Here is a 14,675-nt window from a genome sequence, read left to right as displayed (position 1 = left end):
GGACGTCTCCTCTCAGGCCACCTTCACCGACAGTGTGGCGATACCGTCGATGCCGCACTTGACGTGGTCGCCCCTCGTCACGGCGCCGACACCGGCTGGCGTGCCGGTCATGATGACGTCGCCCGGCGCCAGGATGAAGAGTTTCGATAGTTCGGCGATGATCTCTGGCACCTTCCAGATCATCTGGTTGAGGTCGCCATCCTGGACGCGCTTGCCGTTCAGTTCCAGCCAGATACGACCCGCCAAGGGATGCCCGAGCTTGGCCGCCGGGACGATCGGCGATACGGGTGCGGAATATTCGAAGGCTTTGGCGACCTCCCAGGGACGACCGAGCTTCTTCGCCTCCGCCTGCAGGTCGCGACGCGTGAAGTCGATACCGACGGCATAGCCGTAGATGCAATCAAGCGCCTTCTCAGCGGGAATATCCTGGCCGCCGGCCTTCAGCGCCAGAACGCACTCGACTTCGAAATGCACATCGCTTGAAAGCGGCGGGTAAGGGAAATTCTTGCCCTCAGCCACCAGGTTTTCGGCGTTCTTCTGGAAGAAGAAGGGCGGCTCGCGGCTCGGGTCATGGCCCATCTCGATCGCGTGGTCGGCATAGTTGCGCCCGACACAGTAGACGCGACGCACGGGAAATGCGTCAGCGGTGCCTTCGACGGGAAGCAGGACGGGTTGGTGAAGGGGGATGACAGTTGCGGGAAGGGACATTGCAGGCTCGTGCTATTTGTGAGTCCCGGCATCTTAGACGGAAAGGAAGCGGGGGGGAAAGTGCGGTTCGCCGATTAGTGGCTGCCGTGCATCGCCGCATTGCTGCCTTGCGCGCCGCAAACTGGCATTTCACCCGTCTTTGCGCTATGAGCGCGGCATGACTACATCCAATTTCTACGCCGATGCCCTGAAGTCAGCTCAGCCGATCTTTGCCGTTGCGCCGATGATCGACTGGACCGATCGCCATTGCCGCTATTTCCACCGGCAGATCAGCCGCAATGCGCTGCTCTACACGGAAATGGTCGTGGCCGATGCGATCATCCATGGGCCTCGCGAACGGCTACTATCCTTCGATACGGCGGAGCATCCTGTGGCGCTGCAACTCGGCGGATCGGATCCGGCGAAGCTTGCCGAGGCGGTCAGGATCGCGGCACCCTATGGCTATGACGAGATCAACCTCAATGTCGGCTGTCCCTCGGACCGAGTGCAATCGGGCACCTTCGGCGCCTGCCTGATGCTGACGCCCGAGACCGTGGCGGCCTGCGTGGCGGCGATGAAGGCGGTGGCCGACGTGCCTGTGACGGTGAAATGCCGGATCGGCGTCGACGAGCAGGATCCTGATGCGGCGCTGCCCGGCCTTCTCGACCGCGTGCTCGATGCCGGCGCCGATGCGATCTGGATCCATGCGCGCAAGGCCTGGCTGAAGGGCCTGTCGCCGAAGGAGAACCGTGAGATCCCGCCGCTCGACTACGAGATCGTCTACCGCATGAAGCAGGCGCGGCCGGATGTCTTCATCGGCATCAACGGCGGCATCCAGACGCTGGACGAGGCGGCCGGGCATCTCGACCATATCGACGGCATCATGCTCGGACGCGCGGCCTATCAGAACGCCGGCGTCCTCGCCGATGTCGACCGCCGCTTCTATGGCGCGGCGCCGGAGGCGGCAGACTGGGGCGATATCCGCGACCGGATGATGGCCTATGCCGAGCGTCATGTCGCCAATGGCGGGCGGCTGCAGCAGGTGGCGCGGCATATGGTCGGGCTGTTTACCGGGTTGCCTGGCGCGCGGCGCTATCGGCAGATCCTGTCGACCGATGCCGTCAAGGCAGGAGCCGGGCCCGAGGTGATTGCCGCAGCCTTTGCTGCGGTCGATTTCGAAGGTGCGCGGGAAGCGGTCGGCGCATAGCGCTGCCGCGCGACGAAACGGAGCTCGGCTGGCGAGCCGCATTGCCGCTCGAGCGTTTCGCGGGGCAGCCGATCGATCCCGCAAACGAAAAACGGCGCCCCTTGCGGAGCGCCGTCCTCTTTCCTGCCGAAGCAGAAAATGAATTAGTTAGCCGAGATGTTGACGGCCTTCGGGCCCTTGCCCATGCGGTCCGGCTCGGTGTCGAAGGTAACCTGCTGGCCTTCGCGCAGCGACTGGATGCCGGAAGCCTGCAGCGCGGAGATGTGGACGAAAACGTCCTTCGCGCCGCCTTCTGGCGTGATGAAACCAAAACCCTTGTCCTGGTTGAAGAATTTTACGGTGCCCTTGGTGGCCATTGGGATAGTCCTTTTCCCTTAGTCTGTTTGGTATCCATCCCCCGCGAGAGGAAACGGACGGCTTTAGCTTTCGCGCCCCCTCATCAAAATTCAGCGCGCGAAGGGTCAGTCGAGTAGTTCACGAACGGGGAAAGAACGTCTACGTACGCGGGTGTCCCCCACGCCGCCTTCCTGCCGGAAAGCTTTACCACATCAGTCCAGTCACCGGCATGCAAATGCCCGAGAGCCGCATTTGGTGACAGCATTCGAAGCAAAAGGCAAGCGGCAATATTGTGGCACGCGATTCTGCGACACGGGAATCGACAAAGATTCAGACACTTGACGAATCGTAAGCACTCACAGCTGATGTTGTGCCGTTTCGGGAAACTGTGCCGGAACGGCACCGTTGCGCTCCTTCGCCATCCCGGCCGCGCCCTGAGGGCCGTCCATCCTAGCGCGCGCCGCCCCGCCCGCCAGCTTGTGCTGCACCAGGTCGGCGCTACCGCGAACGTGGGAGACGAGCGGCTTGCCGCTGGAATCGGAAACCGCATAGGCGATGATCGTGACATCCTCCTCGAAGGACGCGAACGCCCATAAGTCCGCTTTGGGTCGAGAGGAGACATCCTCTATCTTCCGGGCCGACCCGTCTTGCCCTTTGTCCGACCCTTGCGCTTCTGGTCCACCGCATCCTCGTAGCTGCCGACGCCGGTCTTGCCGCGCACCAGCGGCCTGACGGCGTCGCGTTCCGGCTGGCCTTCCAGCAGCAGTGAGAAGCGCTTCGTGCCCTTGGCGGCCTCGGGCTTGTCCGGCAGGTGGCCGGCGACCGGTTTTTCGGTGCGGCCGACGGTCATTTCGTCGAGGCTGTTGCGGCGGAAGAGGCTCTTGCCGGCGGGGTCCGCGACGTCGCGGCCCATTTCATCGAGATCGGGCTTGCGGAAGAGCGGGGTTTCGGTGTCGGTGCCCGGGCCCATGTCGTTGAGGCCGGGCTTGGCGAAGAGGGAGCTTCCGCCAGCGGCCGGCTTGCCGCTCTTCTTGCCGCTGCCCTCCTGCGAGCGTGCTTCCTCGCGCGCCATCGGGTCGTCCATGACGGCGAGTTCGGCGGCCTTGAGGCGCTTGATCTCGTCGCGCAGGCGGGCGGCCTTTTCGAAGTCGAGGTCGGCGGCGGCGTCGCGCATCTGCTTTTCCAGCGCGTTGAGATGAGTCTGCAGGTTGCCGCCGACGAGGTTGCCGCCATCGGCAAAACCCTTGCCCGAGGCGCCTGAAATGTCGGCGCGGACGTGGTCGCGTTCGTAGACCGAGTCGAGGATGTCGGAGATCTTCGCCTTGACGCTCTCCGGCGTGATGCCGTGTTCCTCGTTATAGGCCACCTGCTTTTCGCGGCGGCGCGCGGTCTCGTCCATGGCGCGCTGCATCGAGCCGGTGATGTTGTCGGCATAGAGGATGACCTTGCCGTCGACATTACGTGCGGCGCGGCCGATGGTCTGGATCAGCGAGGTCTCGGAGCGCAGGAAGCCTTCCTTGTCGGCATCGAGGATGGCGACGAAGCCGCATTCGGGAATGTCGAGGCCTTCGCGCAGAAGGTTGATGCCGACCAGCACGTCGAAGGCGCCGAGGCGGAGGTCGCGGATGATCTCGATGCGCTCGAGCGTGTCGATGTCGCTGTGCATGTAGCGGACGCGGACGCCCTGTTCGTGCAGGTATTCGGTCAGGTCCTCGGCCATGCGCTTGGTGAGCACGGTGCAGAGGGTGCGGTAGCCCTTGGCCGCGGTCTCGCGGATTTCGCCGAGCACGTCGTCGACCTGGCTGCGGGCCGAGCGGACCTCAACCGGCGGGTCGATCAGGCCGGTCGGGCGGATGACCTGTTCGGCGAAGACGCCGCCTGCCTGTTCCATCTCCCAGCCGCCGGGGGTGGCGGAGACGGCGATCGTGTCCGGGCGCATGGCGTCCCATTCCTCGAAGCGCAAGGGACGGTTGTCCATGCAGGAGGGCAGGCGGAAGCCGTATTCGGCGAGCGTCGCCTTGCGGCGGAAGTCGCCTCGGTACATGCCGCCGATCTGCGGGATGGTGACATGGCTTTCGTCGATGAAGACGATGGCGTTGTCGGGGACATATTCGAACAGCGTCGGCGGCGGGTCGCCGGGGTCGCGGCCGGTGAGATAACGCGAATAGTTCTCGATGCCCTGGCAGGAGCCTGTGGCCTCGAGCATTTCGATATCGTAGCGGGTGCGCTGTTCCAGGCGCTGGGCCTCCAGCAGGCGGCCGGCCTTTTCGAGTTCGGCGAGGCGGCCCTTCAGCTCCTCCTTGATCGACTTGATGGCGGCGTTCAGCGTCGGGCGCGGGGTGACGTAGTGCGAGTTGGCGTAGATCTTCACCGATTTCAGGTCGCCGGTCTTGGCGCCGGTCAGCGGGTCGAACTCGGTGATCGCGTCGATCTCGTCGCCGAACATGCTTATGCGCCAGGCCGCGTCTTCCAGGTGGGCAGGGAAGATTTCGATGGTGTCACCGCGGACGCGGAAGGAGCCGCGCTGGAAATCCATGTCGCGGCGCTTGTATTGCTGGGCGACGAGGTCGGCGAGCAGCTGGCGCTGGTCGAGGCGGTCGCCGACATTCATCTGGAAGGTCATGGCGGTATAGGTCTCGACCGAGCCGATACCGTAGATGCAGGAGACCGAGGCGACGATGATGCAGTCGTCGCGCTCGAGCAGCGAGCGCGTCGCCGAGTGGCGCATGCGGTCGATCTGCTCGTTGATCGAGGATTCCTTCTCGATATAGGTGTCGGAGCGCGGCACGTAGGCTTCCGGCTGGTAGTAGTCGTAGTAGGAGACGAAGTACTCAACCGCGTTGTCGGGGAAGAAGTTCTTGAACTCGGAATAGAGCTGGGCGGCGAGCGTCTTGTTCGGCGCCAGGATCAGGGCCGGGCGCTGGGTTTCCTCGATCACCTTGGCCATGGTGAAGGTCTTGCCGGAGCCGGTGACGCCGAGCAGAACCTGGCTGCGGTCGCCATTTTCGAGGCCCTCGACGAGGTCCTTGATGGCGGTCGGCTGGTCGCCGGCGGGCTGGTATTCCGAGTCCATGCGGATCGAGATGCCGCCTTCGGACTTGTCGGGCCGGGCGGGGCGGTGCGGCGTCCAGATCTTGCCGTTCTTGTGAAGCGGGTTGCCGCTCTCGATCAGCGCCGACAGGGCCTCGACAGTGGCGGTGACGGCGGTGCCGGCCTGCAGCGAAGCGGCTTGCTCCAGCGTCGTGTCCATGCCCGCGACCGGGTTGAGGCCGGCGGCGGCGCGGGTTTTCGGGTCGGTCGAGCCGCCCATGGAGGTACCGCGCGCGGATTTGGAGGCGGCGATCTCCACCTTCTTGCGGTGCTTGCCGGCCTTCGAGGCGATCTGGCGCTGCGTCTCGACACTTGACGCCTCGGCATCGGCCTCCAGCTGCTTCACCCAATCGGATACGGAACCGGACAGGGGCGCGCCCTCGAAGGACGAATGCGGGGCTTCCTCGAAGCCAACAGGGGCGGGGGATTTCTTCGGAGTTTTGGCCATGGCCGGAATATGGCGAGAGTCACCGCGAAAGTGAAGGGGCAAAGAGTACAAAAGGGAAACAAAAGAATCGTTCGGATTTGGCAAACAGTGGCGGCGGATTTTGTCGGATGCAATTGTCGGCGCGGGCGGCGGGCGAACGTCCTTGGTGCACAAGCTACGCAGGTTTTCATGGAGGAAAATGAGGATGCGGAAGATCATGACAGGTGCATTCGTCAGTCTCGACGGCGTCATGCAGGCGCCGGGCGGTCCGGATGAGGATCCGATCGGCGGTTTCCGCTATGGCGGCTGGGCCGCGCCTTATTTCGACGAGGCGATGGGAGAGTCGGTCGGCGAGATGTTCGCCAATCCCTTCGATCTGCTGCTTGGCCGCAAGACCTATGACATCTTTGCCGCGCATTGGCCTTACGTTGCGTCAGACGATCCGATCGGGCCGCTGTTCGACAAGATCACCAAATATGTCGCCACGCGCAATCCGGACTTCAAGCCAGGTTGGCAGAACAGCCAAGTGCTCGGAGCCGACGTCGTCGGCGCGCTCAAGGCGTTGAAAGCGAGCGTTGGACCTGACCTGCTGACGCAAGGATCGACCCACTTCCTGCAGACGCTGTTCCGGAACGATCTGGTCGATGAGCTGTATGTCTCGTTCTTTCCTGTCGTGCTCGGCAAGGGCAAGCGGCTGTTCGGCGACGGAGCATCTCCGGGCAAGCTGAAGCTCATCAGTTCGCGGACTTCGGGCACTGGCGTCACGGTGAACAAGTATGTTCGCGACGGCGATATCGTGACTGGCTCGTTCGAGTTCGAACAGCCGACCGCTGCCGAGGTAGAGCGTCGCAGGAACCTCACCTGAGCGCGGCTCTCGATCTGCAGAGGATACCATGAGCGATATTCCCGTTATCAAGATGCGGCCAAAGGGCAGGGCTCAGGAGCAGCGCATGCTGATCCCGAGCGAAAGCATGGTCGTCGATGCGTTGCAAAGCGCGCCGACGGGGCAGCTGTCGGATCTGGCGGAGATCCGGCGCGCGCTCGCGGCGAAATACGGCGCGGATGCCTGCTGCCCCGTCACGGTGCAGCGGCATCTGGTGCACATCAGCAAGGAGGGCAGCGCGCCGTTCTGGCGTGTCGTGGATCCCGACCGGCCTTTTGCCAGGCGCATGACCGGCGGGCCGGATCACATTCGCGAAAAGCTTGCCGGTGAAAGCTGAGCGACGGTCAAACTGTCGCAGCCGGGAACAAGGGCAGCAATGCTGACGTTAAACGAGGCTGCCTGTCACAGCTTCGACCTCGCCCATCCCCGGGCGATCCCTCTCTTCGACGGCATCCGGACATTGCCCGCCTCGCCGCCGCTTTCGGACGGAGGAACATGATGTCCGCATTGCAGAGCCTGCGCGCGCTCACCTCGCAGCAGCGCAACACCGTTATTGCCAGCTATCTCGGCTGGACGCTCGATGCCTTCGATTTCTTCATTCTGGTTTTCGTTCTCAAGCACATTGCAGATGAGTTTCACACCGACGTCGCGGCCGTGTCGGTCGCGATCTTCCTGACGCTTGCGATGCGGCCGCTCGGCGCCCTGCTCTTCGGGCTCGCATCAGACAAATATGGCCGCCGTATCACGCTGATGGTGAATGTGGCGCTCTATTCGCTGTTCGAGTTTCTGACCGGTTTCTCGACGGGGCTGACCATGTTCATCATGCTCAGGGCGCTCTACGGCATCGCCATGGGCGGCGAATGGGGCGTCGGCGCGTCACTCGTCATGGAAACCGTCCCTGAAGATAGCCGTGGCATTGTCTCCGGCATCCTGCAGGCCGGTTACCCCTCTGGTTATCTGCTCGCCTCGATCGTCTTTTTCCTGCTCTTCCCAGTCATCGGCTGGCGGGGCATGTTCTTCGTCGGGGCGCTGCCGGCGTTGCTGGTGCTCTACATCCGGCGCAGCGTCGAGGAGAGCCCGGCGTTTCTCAAGCGGCAGAAACAGGGACGCCGACCGTTCCATACAGTGCTACGTGAAAACGTGCCGCTGTTCCTGTGGTCCGTGCTGCTGATGACAGCGTTCAACTTCTTCAGCCACGGAACGCAGGATCTCTATCCGACCTTCCTGGAGACCCAACGCAACTACGATAGCTATACGACCGGCGCGATTGCCATCGTCTACAATATCGGCGCGATCTGCGGTGGTCTCTTCTTCGGTGCGCTTTCGCAGCGGATCGGGCGCAAGAAGGCGATCGTCATCGCATCGCTGATCGCCGTGCCGGTGGCGCCGCTTTGGGTCTATGCGCCGGGACCGGTGCTGCTCGCGATCGGTGCGTTCCTGATGCAGTTCTTCGTGCAGGGCGCCTGGGGCATCGTGCCGGTGCATCTCAATGAGCTGTCGCCAGACGAGGTACGCGGCACGTTCCCGGGATTTGCCTACCAGCTCGGCAATCTGCTCGCGTCAGGCAATGCGACGCTGCAGGCGGGACTGGCCGAGCGTTGGGACGGCGACTATGCGTACGCGCTGCTTATGGTCGCGGCCGTCGTTGCCATCGTCGTCGCGCTGCTCGCCGGCTTTGGTTACGAGAAGAAGGATGTGCGGTTCGGAACGGAGGAGGCCGAGGAGCCACGCGGTCTGCGTGCATGATCGGCCAAACGAACCGCTGGAAGCGGGCGCGGTGTGTCCGCGCCCGCTTACCGTTCGAGTTCAGACGATCACGGGCATCAGGAAACGGACGAACTCGGATTCTTTGGTGTTTCCGTTCTTTTCGATTAGGGGGAAGGTTTTCTCGCAAACCGTGTTGCTCTGGTTTCCACCAAGCAGTGTGATGGTCGTATTGGTCCAGGAGACCACGAAACCGACATGGCCGTTGCCGGTTGCCCAGCTCGGATCGGTAAAGGGCGCATAGCGACGAACCGCGATCGCGCCCGGTTTCGGTTCCTTGAGCACGAGGAACTGGTTCTTCTTGTTCCAGAAGAACGAACGGGCGCCGGGATGATCGGTGCCCATGTGGCCGCTACTGACCAGGCAGTAATTGACGAAGGCGGCGCACCAATCGACCTCGTCGCCGCCGGCAACCTCGAACCATGGTGCGCAGACCTTGAAGTAATTGAGGATGCGGGGGTTCTCGCCGGGATCCGGCCACTGGCTACGTTCATGCGCCGGGAGGGCTGCTTCGCGGCGGGCGATGGTCATCCAGTCCTGCGTTGCCGATGCCGCTGAGGATGCCACGCCAATCGCCGCTCCCATCAGCGGTGCAGGCGGTGCGTTCGGTCTGATTGTGCCGGGCTTCCAACCTTCAACGACCTGAATGAACCTGGCGATCTTTCGGAAATCGTCCATTTTCAGGTCGGCGAGAACCGCAGTCAGCGCAACGCCTGTCTTATCGTGGATGAACTGAGCGTACTCAGCTGACTTGTTCTCCTCCGGCGGAGCGTAGCGGAAAATCGCCTGCTTGAGCGTGAGCTTGATATAGGTTGCCGTTCGCAACAGCGCGATGATGGCCGCCTTTCCGGTATCCTCGTCAGGGAAGATTGCAAAGCTGCCGTCATCGCCGATGGCGCCACAATTGATCGAGAAGTCACCCTTGCGGATATTCCCCGCGTTGCAGTTGCGCCAGGAGCGTGATCCGCCTTCGCGGATTTCGTCGCGGCCACTCGCGTCGGTATAGAGGATCGTTTTAGGTGCGATTGCTCGAGCGTGAACGAACGGTCCATGCGCGCCGGCGGGCGGCGGGGCAGGGCTGTCCATGTTCGCGACGGGTGGCGTGCTGGGCAGGGTCTCGTTGAGACTAGCTCCGTCCGAAGAAGACGACGCGAGATCGTAGGTGACCGAATAGGTGCCGCCGGCGTCGACAATCGAGCCGATCTTCATTTTTGCCTGCGCCAGAGCGGCGAGCACTCCGGCCAAGCTGGTTTTGCCTATATCTGTGATCGTGTCCATGGCGCGTCCCCTCCGGTAGACGACTGGTGAAGGCGATCCGGACGGGCGACGCGCGGCGATGTTGCGGGCAATTCGTTCCGCTGCAGCGTATCGGACTGTCAATCTGCGGATGCCTTTCCTATTAGGCGCACAGCCTTTGAGAAATTCACACAAATTAACATCAACCACTGATTGCTGAATGAGTGATCCTTTGAGGTGTTACACTCGATTGCGGACGTAGAGGCGGCTGCAAGTCCGCACGGGCCCTTGCAGAGCGGAAATTTGGCGATACATGCTGCCGCCAGTTTCAATTTCCGGGAATCACCCATGCCTTTTGCCCTCAGCCCAGCCGCCGTCTGGCCGGTCGTCATGCTTTTCGCGTCGAACATCTTTATGACCTTCGCCTGGTACGGCCATCTGAAGCATAAGGGGGCGGCGCTGTTCATCGCCATCGTCGTCAGCTGGGCGATCGCTTTTTTCGAATATTGCCTTGCCGTGCCGGCGAATCGCATCGGCTCGGCTGTCTATTCGACGGCGCAGCTGAAGACGATGCAGGAGGTAATTACGCTTCTCGTCTTCTCCGGGTTCTCGGTCTTCTGGCTCGGCGAGAACCTGACGTGGAACCATGCGATCGGCTTTGCCCTGATCGCGATCGGTGCATCCTTCATTTTTCGCGGCTAGGCCCATTCGCTAGCTGATGTGTCTACCGCTCCACGAAGGCGCGCAGGCGTTCGAGCGCGTCGTCCCATTGCCGGGAGACGCTGTCGAGATAGGCACGCATATCGCCGATCCGATCGGGTTGGAAAGCGTAATGGCTTTCCCGCCCAACCTTGGTGGAGCGAACGAGGCCGGCCTGTTCCAGCACGTGCAGATGCTTTGTCACCGCCTGCCGGGTGAGGACAGTGCCGACCGAAAGCCCTGCGATCGAGCGTTCGCGCCCGTCGCTGAGGGTTGTCAGCAGTGACAGGCGCGTCGGGTCTCCCAAGGCGGCGAACAGGATTGCCGCGTTCTCGCGGTGGAAATCGACGTTATCTATCGACGTATTCCTTGATGTTTTTCATCTGTTCGGCCCAGCCCCCGTCGTTCATACGGAATGCCTCCTCGCGGCGATGCGGCGGGACTTTGTCAAAACCCGATTCCGTGACCGTCAGGCGCGAACCCGACGACGTCGGCTCGAGACGAAACTCGACGAGCGTCGGCTCTTCCTTGGAATAGTCGACGTTGGGATCGATGCCGTAGGGATGCCACGTGAAGGAAAAAAGCTTGGGCTCCTCCATGCGTTTGACGGTGGCCTGCCAGCGAATGTGTTCGTAGCCGGGATGGGTGATGTGGCCAGTCGAGTTCTGGCCGGGCACGAAGGGTCCATCGAGCTGGACGCGGAACCATTCGCCGAATTCGCGATGATCGGTGATGGCCTTCCAGACGCGCTCGACCGAAGCGTTCAGTTCGATGATTTTCTCGATGCGATCAGACATATCGGCAACCTCCTGGTTGCCTTTTGTCTCATGGTGGCGGCGAAATAGCAACCAAAAAGTTGCGCATTTATCCCAGGACGTCATAGATGCGGAAAATGAAGCTGACCTGATAGAGCAGATTGAGCCAGACGAAGACGGCGTGGAAGCGGCGGTTGGCCGTCCATGCGGCGATGACGCAGAGGATGACATAGGCGATGTTGCGCGCCGGAAACTCCCAGCCGATAGACTGGATATGGTCTGCCCCCTTGATCGCGGTATCGATGATGTCGACGGCATAGGTGAGGGCGAGCGTGCCGAAGAACCAGCGCCGACGCGAATAGAAATACTCTTCGTAGCCGCCATACTCGTCGAGCGAGGCTGGGAAGAGCAGCGCGCAGAGCATGAAGAACAGGCAGCAGAACGAGACGAGAAACAGGTAGATGCCGAAATGCAGCACCGGCACGGCCTGCAGCCGATACTCCCACCACCAGATGTGGATGATGAAGAGGAACATCGATGCCGCCCAGCCGAGATGGACGGCATAGGGCTTGCCCTTTCCCGGATGCTGGATGATGCCGGCGATGCCCGTCAGCAGCCGCGCAAGGCTGAGCGAGATCACCATCCCCATCACGACCTTGATGTGGAGAAAGACCTCGGGCGAGCTGACCGATTCCATGGCCTATTCCGCTGGAACCGGCTTCGGCTTTCCGGTCTCGTCGAGCGCGACCATGATGAACGTCGCCGCCGTCACTTGTTCCATGTTGTTGTAGCGGGCACGGGTAGCCCATGCCTCGACCGAGAGCGTGATTGAGGTGCGGCCGACAGCTTCGATCGTGGTGAAGACTGAAAGAGTGTCGCCGATCTTCACTGGCAGAGCGAATGCCATTTCCTTGACCGCTGCGGTGACGACGCGACCCTTTGCGCGTTCCGATGCCGTAATGCCGGACGCAAGGTCCATCTGTGCCATGACCCAACCGCCGAAAATGTCGCCTGCCGGATTGGCGTCGGCGGGCATGGCCACGGTGCGAAGGGTCAGGGCGCCATTCGGCTTGGCGTCGGTCATGGAAGGCTCCTGTTCAAGAAAAACGGACAACGATTCCGAGGGACCCTAGCGCAGATGCCCTGGAAGCGAAACGCGCTGATGTCTGGAGGTGAGGCGTCCCTCTCCCAAACTCAGACTATAGTTCTATGAGATATTACCTAGCGTGCTTTGGTGCAATGTTGGGCGGTCAATATAAATCAATGACTTGCGCGAATATGCGAGACATTTGAGAAAATCATCACCTTGCGGCAATTCAGTGAGATCTAATTAAAATTCACCATCCAGTAAGGCCCGCATAGCAGTATTTGACTATGATCAAATTCTGAACTGCTGGGGCTCAATGCGTAACGTCAAGATTTCCACCCGCCTCTATTCTCTTGTGGGGCTGGCGCTGACTATTCTGGTGCTCGCCATCACCTTCTTCCTGAACTATTCGCATGCCAAGCTGGAGAGCGAGCGCAAGCATGGTCTTGCGCAGATGGACGCGACGGCGATCGCCATCTTCGAGAAATACTACAAGCTGGAACAGTCCGGCGCGATGACGCGAGAGCAGGCGCAAACTGCGGCGAAAGACGTGATCTCGGCCATGCGCTACGGCGGCAATGGCTACTTCTGGATCAATGACATGCATCCGACGATGATCATGCATCCGATCAAGCCGGAGCTGAACGGAACGGATCTGTCCCAGAACAAGGATCCGACCGGGAAATTCATCTTCGTTGAGTTCGCCAACACCGTGAAGAAGAGCGGCGAAGGCTTTGTCGACTACTACTGGCCGAAGCCGGGTGCGGCAGAGCCGGTGCTGAAATACTCGCATGTGGTCGGCTTCGAACCTTGGGGCTGGGTCGTCGGCACAGGCGTCTATGCCGACGATCTTGCGGCCCTTTATCGTCAGAATGCGATCTGGGCGGGCGGCGCCTGCCTTGTCGGCGCGATTGTCATCATCGCGGTTGCCTTTGGCATTGTGCGCAGCGTGACGTCGCCGATCGCTCGGCTCAAGGGCGCGATGAACGCCATTGCCGATGAGCATGATGCGGTCGACATCGTCGATCACGACAGACGTGACGAGATCGGCGCGATGGCGAAATCCCTGCTTGTGTTGCGGGATTCCGTCCGTGAGCGCGCGGTCATGCGGGATCGCGAGGGCCGGCATCAGTCGCAGATCGAGGAGGAGCGTCGGGGCAACGAGGCCAATTTGCGCTCGGCGGCGGATCGTCAGAGCCTTGCCATCCAGTCGCTCGGTGCCGGCCTCGAGAAACTGGCGGTCGGCGACCTGACCGTGTCGATCGACGATCTCGGCGACGACTATGCCAAGCTGCGATCCGACTTCAACTCCGCGGTTGGCGCGCTGAATGGGGTTATCCAGGCGATCGCGGAATCGACGCGTGTCGTCAACGACAGCGCCGGCAATATCAGCGGAGCAACAAACAATCTGTCGAAGCGCACCGAACAGCAGGCGGCCGCCCTTGAAGAGACAGCGGCGGCTCTTGACGAAATTACTGCGACGGTGCGGACGGCGTCGGAACGCGCGGCGGAGGCTCGCGAGATGGTAGCGGAAACCAAGACCAGCGCCGGCAAGTCGGGTGAGATTGTCCGCAATGCGGTAACTGCGATGAACCGGATCGAGGATTCGTCCAACCGTATCGGTCAGATCATCGGCGTCATCGACGAGATTGCCTTCCAGACGAACCTGCTCGCACTCAATGCCGGTGTCGAGGCGGCGCGTGCAGGCGAGGCGGGACGCGGCTTCGCCGTGGTCGCACAGGAAGTGCGTGAGTTGGCGCAACGCTCGGCCAATGCCGCAAAGGAGATCAAGGTGCTGATCAGCACCTCGGCAAGCGAGGTCGGCAACGGCGTCATGCTGGTGCGCTCCACCGGCGACGCCCTGTTCGAAATCGAGGAACTGGTCAATCGCGTCAACAACCATGTCGCGTCGATCGCCACAGCGGCGCGCGAGCAGGCGACGGGGCTCAACGAGATCAACACCTCGGTCAATCACATGGACCAGATGACGCAGCAGAATGCCGCGATGGTGGAAGAGACTACGGCTGCAAGCCAGACGCTGGCCGAGGAAAGCCGGCAGCTGAGCACATTGCTCGCCAACTTCAGACTGCGCGCTGCCACTGGCGGTGCCGCGGGCCGGATGTCCCACGCCGCCTGACTACTCGGCTAACGACGCATCGAAAGTCTCCCGCGCAATGTTGCGGGGGACTTTTTTCGTGCCGGCTACCTGTTCGTGCGTCCCTTGAATTTGCGCTTTCAGATAGTAAGGTGCGAGGCGTCCCGTAGCGGAGGCTAGGAATGCTTCGATTCTCGCCTTGCGTGCCGATGAGTTTGTTCGGCCTCGTGTTTTGCATGTCGTCGATAGCGTTTTCACCGAGCAGGGCTGCTGACTTCGATGCTGAGCGCATGGAGCCGGAGAGGGAATGGGCAGTCATCGTCAGCCCATATGCCTGGGCCGCCTCGCTGAATGGCAGTGGATCGCTCGCCGGCTTCGACACGGATGTGGACGTGCCGTTCTCCGAGAT

General features: G+C 61.8%; 14 protein-coding genes and 1 pseudogene. 7 read left to right on the top strand and 8 right to left on the bottom strand.

All coding sequences use genetic code 11. The annotated features are described in order from the left end of the window. Positions 1 to 12: 12 nt before the first annotated feature. Positions 13 to 708, bottom strand: a complete 696-nt coding sequence (locus FHT76_RS28590) for a fumarylacetoacetate hydrolase family protein (protein WP_183862793.1) — start codon at positions 706 to 708, stop codon at positions 13 to 15. Between the two features lie 157 nt (positions 709 to 865). Here FHT76_RS28590 and dusA point away from each other — a divergent pair, with 157 nt between their 5' ends. Then, the gene (gene dusA / locus FHT76_RS28585; protein WP_405049276.1) at positions 866 to 1,894 is read left to right on the top strand and encodes a tRNA dihydrouridine(20/20a) synthase DusA; all 1,029 of its coding nucleotides are present in this window, start codon (positions 866 to 868) and stop codon (positions 1,892 to 1,894) included. Positions 1,895 to 2,037: 143 nt separating this feature from the next. Here the strand turns inward: dusA and FHT76_RS28580 are convergent, their stop codons facing one another. Together FHT76_RS28580 and uvrB are read right to left on the bottom strand one after the other, a co-directional pair. Beyond that, on the bottom strand, positions 2,038 to 2,250 hold the full coding sequence (locus FHT76_RS28580) for a cold-shock protein (protein WP_007533154.1): 213 nt from the start codon (positions 2,248 to 2,250) through the stop codon (positions 2,038 to 2,040). Positions 2,251 to 2,855: 605 nt separating this feature from the next. After that, on the bottom strand, positions 2,856 to 5,768 hold the full coding sequence (uvrB, locus tag FHT76_RS28575) for an excinuclease ABC subunit UvrB (protein WP_259186156.1): 2,913 nt from the start codon (positions 5,766 to 5,768) through the stop codon (positions 2,856 to 2,858). A 184-nt stretch (positions 5,769 to 5,952) separates the two neighbouring features. On the opposite strand from uvrB, the gene FHT76_RS28570 reads away from it, so the two are divergent. The 3 genes from FHT76_RS28570 (at position 5,953) to FHT76_RS28560 (ending at position 8,376) form a co-directional block, all read left to right on the top strand. Beyond that, positions 5,953 to 6,612: a dihydrofolate reductase family protein gene (locus FHT76_RS28570; protein ID WP_183862791.1), complete on the top strand. Its 660-nt coding sequence runs from the start codon at positions 5,953 to 5,955 to the stop codon at positions 6,610 to 6,612. A gap of 28 nt (positions 6,613 to 6,640) precedes the next feature. Then, positions 6,641 to 6,967, top strand: a complete 327-nt coding sequence (locus FHT76_RS28565; RefSeq protein ID WP_183862789.1) for a hypothetical protein — start codon at positions 6,641 to 6,643, stop codon at positions 6,965 to 6,967. A 161-nt stretch (positions 6,968 to 7,128) separates the two neighbouring features. Further along, positions 7,129 to 8,376, top strand: coding sequence for an MFS transporter (locus FHT76_RS28560; RefSeq protein ID WP_183863022.1), 1,248 nt, complete (start codon positions 7,129 to 7,131; stop codon positions 8,374 to 8,376). Positions 8,377 to 8,436: 60 nt separating this feature from the next. Here the strand turns inward: FHT76_RS28560 and FHT76_RS28555 are convergent, their stop codons facing one another. Continuing rightward, positions 8,437 to 9,672: a TIGR02594 family protein gene (locus FHT76_RS28555; RefSeq protein WP_183862788.1), complete on the bottom strand. Its 1,236-nt coding sequence runs from the start codon at positions 9,670 to 9,672 to the stop codon at positions 8,437 to 8,439. A gap of 306 nt (positions 9,673 to 9,978) precedes the next feature. On the opposite strand from FHT76_RS28555, the gene FHT76_RS28550 reads away from it, so the two are divergent. Beyond that, a complete protein-coding gene (locus FHT76_RS28550; protein ID WP_183862786.1) occupies positions 9,979 to 10,332 on the top strand; it encodes a DMT family protein in 354 nt (117 codons plus the stop codon). A 22-nt stretch (positions 10,333 to 10,354) separates the two neighbouring features. Here the strand turns inward: FHT76_RS28550 and FHT76_RS28545 are convergent, their stop codons facing one another. The 4 genes from FHT76_RS28545 to FHT76_RS28530 all read right to left on the bottom strand — a co-directional run bounded on the left by FHT76_RS28545 (position 10,355) and on the right by FHT76_RS28530 (position 12,168). Further along, positions 10,355 to 10,687 carry a helix-turn-helix transcriptional regulator gene (locus FHT76_RS28545; RefSeq protein WP_259128571.1) on the bottom strand — a complete coding sequence of 111 codons (333 nt, stop codon included), beginning with the start codon at positions 10,685 to 10,687 and terminating at the stop codon, positions 10,355 to 10,357. Then, positions 10,680 to 11,126, bottom strand: coding sequence for an SRPBCC family protein (locus FHT76_RS28540; protein WP_183862784.1), 447 nt, complete (start codon positions 11,124 to 11,126; stop codon positions 10,680 to 10,682). The genes FHT76_RS28545 and FHT76_RS28540 overlap by 8 nt, the downstream gene beginning before the upstream one ends. Before the next feature lie 67 nt (positions 11,127 to 11,193). Further along, the gene (locus FHT76_RS28535; protein WP_183756347.1) at positions 11,194 to 11,781 is read right to left on the bottom strand and encodes a hypothetical protein; all 588 of its coding nucleotides are present in this window, start codon (positions 11,779 to 11,781) and stop codon (positions 11,194 to 11,196) included. Between the two features lie 3 nt (positions 11,782 to 11,784). Further along, entirely contained in the window at positions 11,785 to 12,168 is a 384-nt protein-coding gene (locus tag FHT76_RS28530; RefSeq protein ID WP_016554248.1) for an acyl-CoA thioesterase, read from the bottom strand. Between the two features lie 319 nt (positions 12,169 to 12,487). Between FHT76_RS28530 and FHT76_RS28525 the strand changes: the two genes are divergently transcribed. Continuing rightward, the gene (locus FHT76_RS28525) at positions 12,488 to 14,308 is read left to right on the top strand and encodes a methyl-accepting chemotaxis protein (protein ID WP_259186141.1); all 1,821 of its coding nucleotides are present in this window, start codon (positions 12,488 to 12,490) and stop codon (positions 14,306 to 14,308) included. Positions 14,309 to 14,448: 140 nt separating this feature from the next. Continuing rightward, positions 14,449 to 14,675: pseudogene (locus FHT76_RS28520) on the top strand (hypothetical protein); the annotation flags it as partial.

It is taken from the genome of Rhizobium sp. BK176, from assembly GCF_024808055.1.
Note: the sequence above shows the minus strand (reverse complement) of the source record. Positions and strands in the feature narration are given on the sequence as shown.

Bases quoted from the DNA above. Each gene is read 5' to 3' on its own strand.
- FHT76_RS28540 (WP_183862784.1), bottom strand. From the start codon at position 11,126: ATGTCTGATCGCATCGAGAAAATCATCGAACTGAACGCTTCGGTCGAG.
- FHT76_RS28570 (WP_183862791.1), top strand. From the start codon at position 5,953: ATGCGGAAGATCATGACAGGTGCATTCGTCAGTCTCGACGGCGTCATG.
- FHT76_RS28555 (WP_183862788.1), bottom strand. From the start codon at position 9,672: ATGGACACGATCACAGATATAGGCAAAACCAGCTTGGCCGGAGTGCTC.
- FHT76_RS28550 (WP_183862786.1), top strand. From the start codon at position 9,979: ATGCCTTTTGCCCTCAGCCCAGCCGCCGTCTGGCCGGTCGTCATGCTT.
- FHT76_RS28530 (WP_016554248.1), bottom strand. From the start codon at position 12,168: ATGACCGACGCCAAGCCGAATGGCGCCCTGACCCTTCGCACCGTGGCC.
- FHT76_RS28535 (WP_183756347.1), bottom strand. From the start codon at position 11,781: ATGGAATCGGTCAGCTCGCCCGAGGTCTTTCTCCACATCAAGGTCGTG.
- dusA (WP_405049276.1), top strand. From the start codon at position 866: ATGACTACATCCAATTTCTACGCCGATGCCCTGAAGTCAGCTCAGCCG.
- FHT76_RS28565 (WP_183862789.1), top strand. From the start codon at position 6,641: ATGAGCGATATTCCCGTTATCAAGATGCGGCCAAAGGGCAGGGCTCAG.
- FHT76_RS28590 (WP_183862793.1), bottom strand. From the start codon at position 708: ATGTCCCTTCCCGCAACTGTCATCCCCCTTCACCAACCCGTCCTGCTT.
- uvrB (WP_259186156.1), bottom strand. From the start codon at position 5,768: ATGGCCAAAACTCCGAAGAAATCCCCCGCCCCTGTTGGCTTCGAGGAA.
- FHT76_RS28580 (WP_007533154.1), bottom strand. From the start codon at position 2,250: ATGGCCACCAAGGGCACCGTAAAATTCTTCAACCAGGACAAGGGTTTT.
- FHT76_RS28525 (WP_259186141.1), top strand. From the start codon at position 12,488: ATGCGTAACGTCAAGATTTCCACCCGCCTCTATTCTCTTGTGGGGCTG.
- FHT76_RS28560 (WP_183863022.1), top strand. From the start codon at position 7,129: ATGTCCGCATTGCAGAGCCTGCGCGCGCTCACCTCGCAGCAGCGCAAC.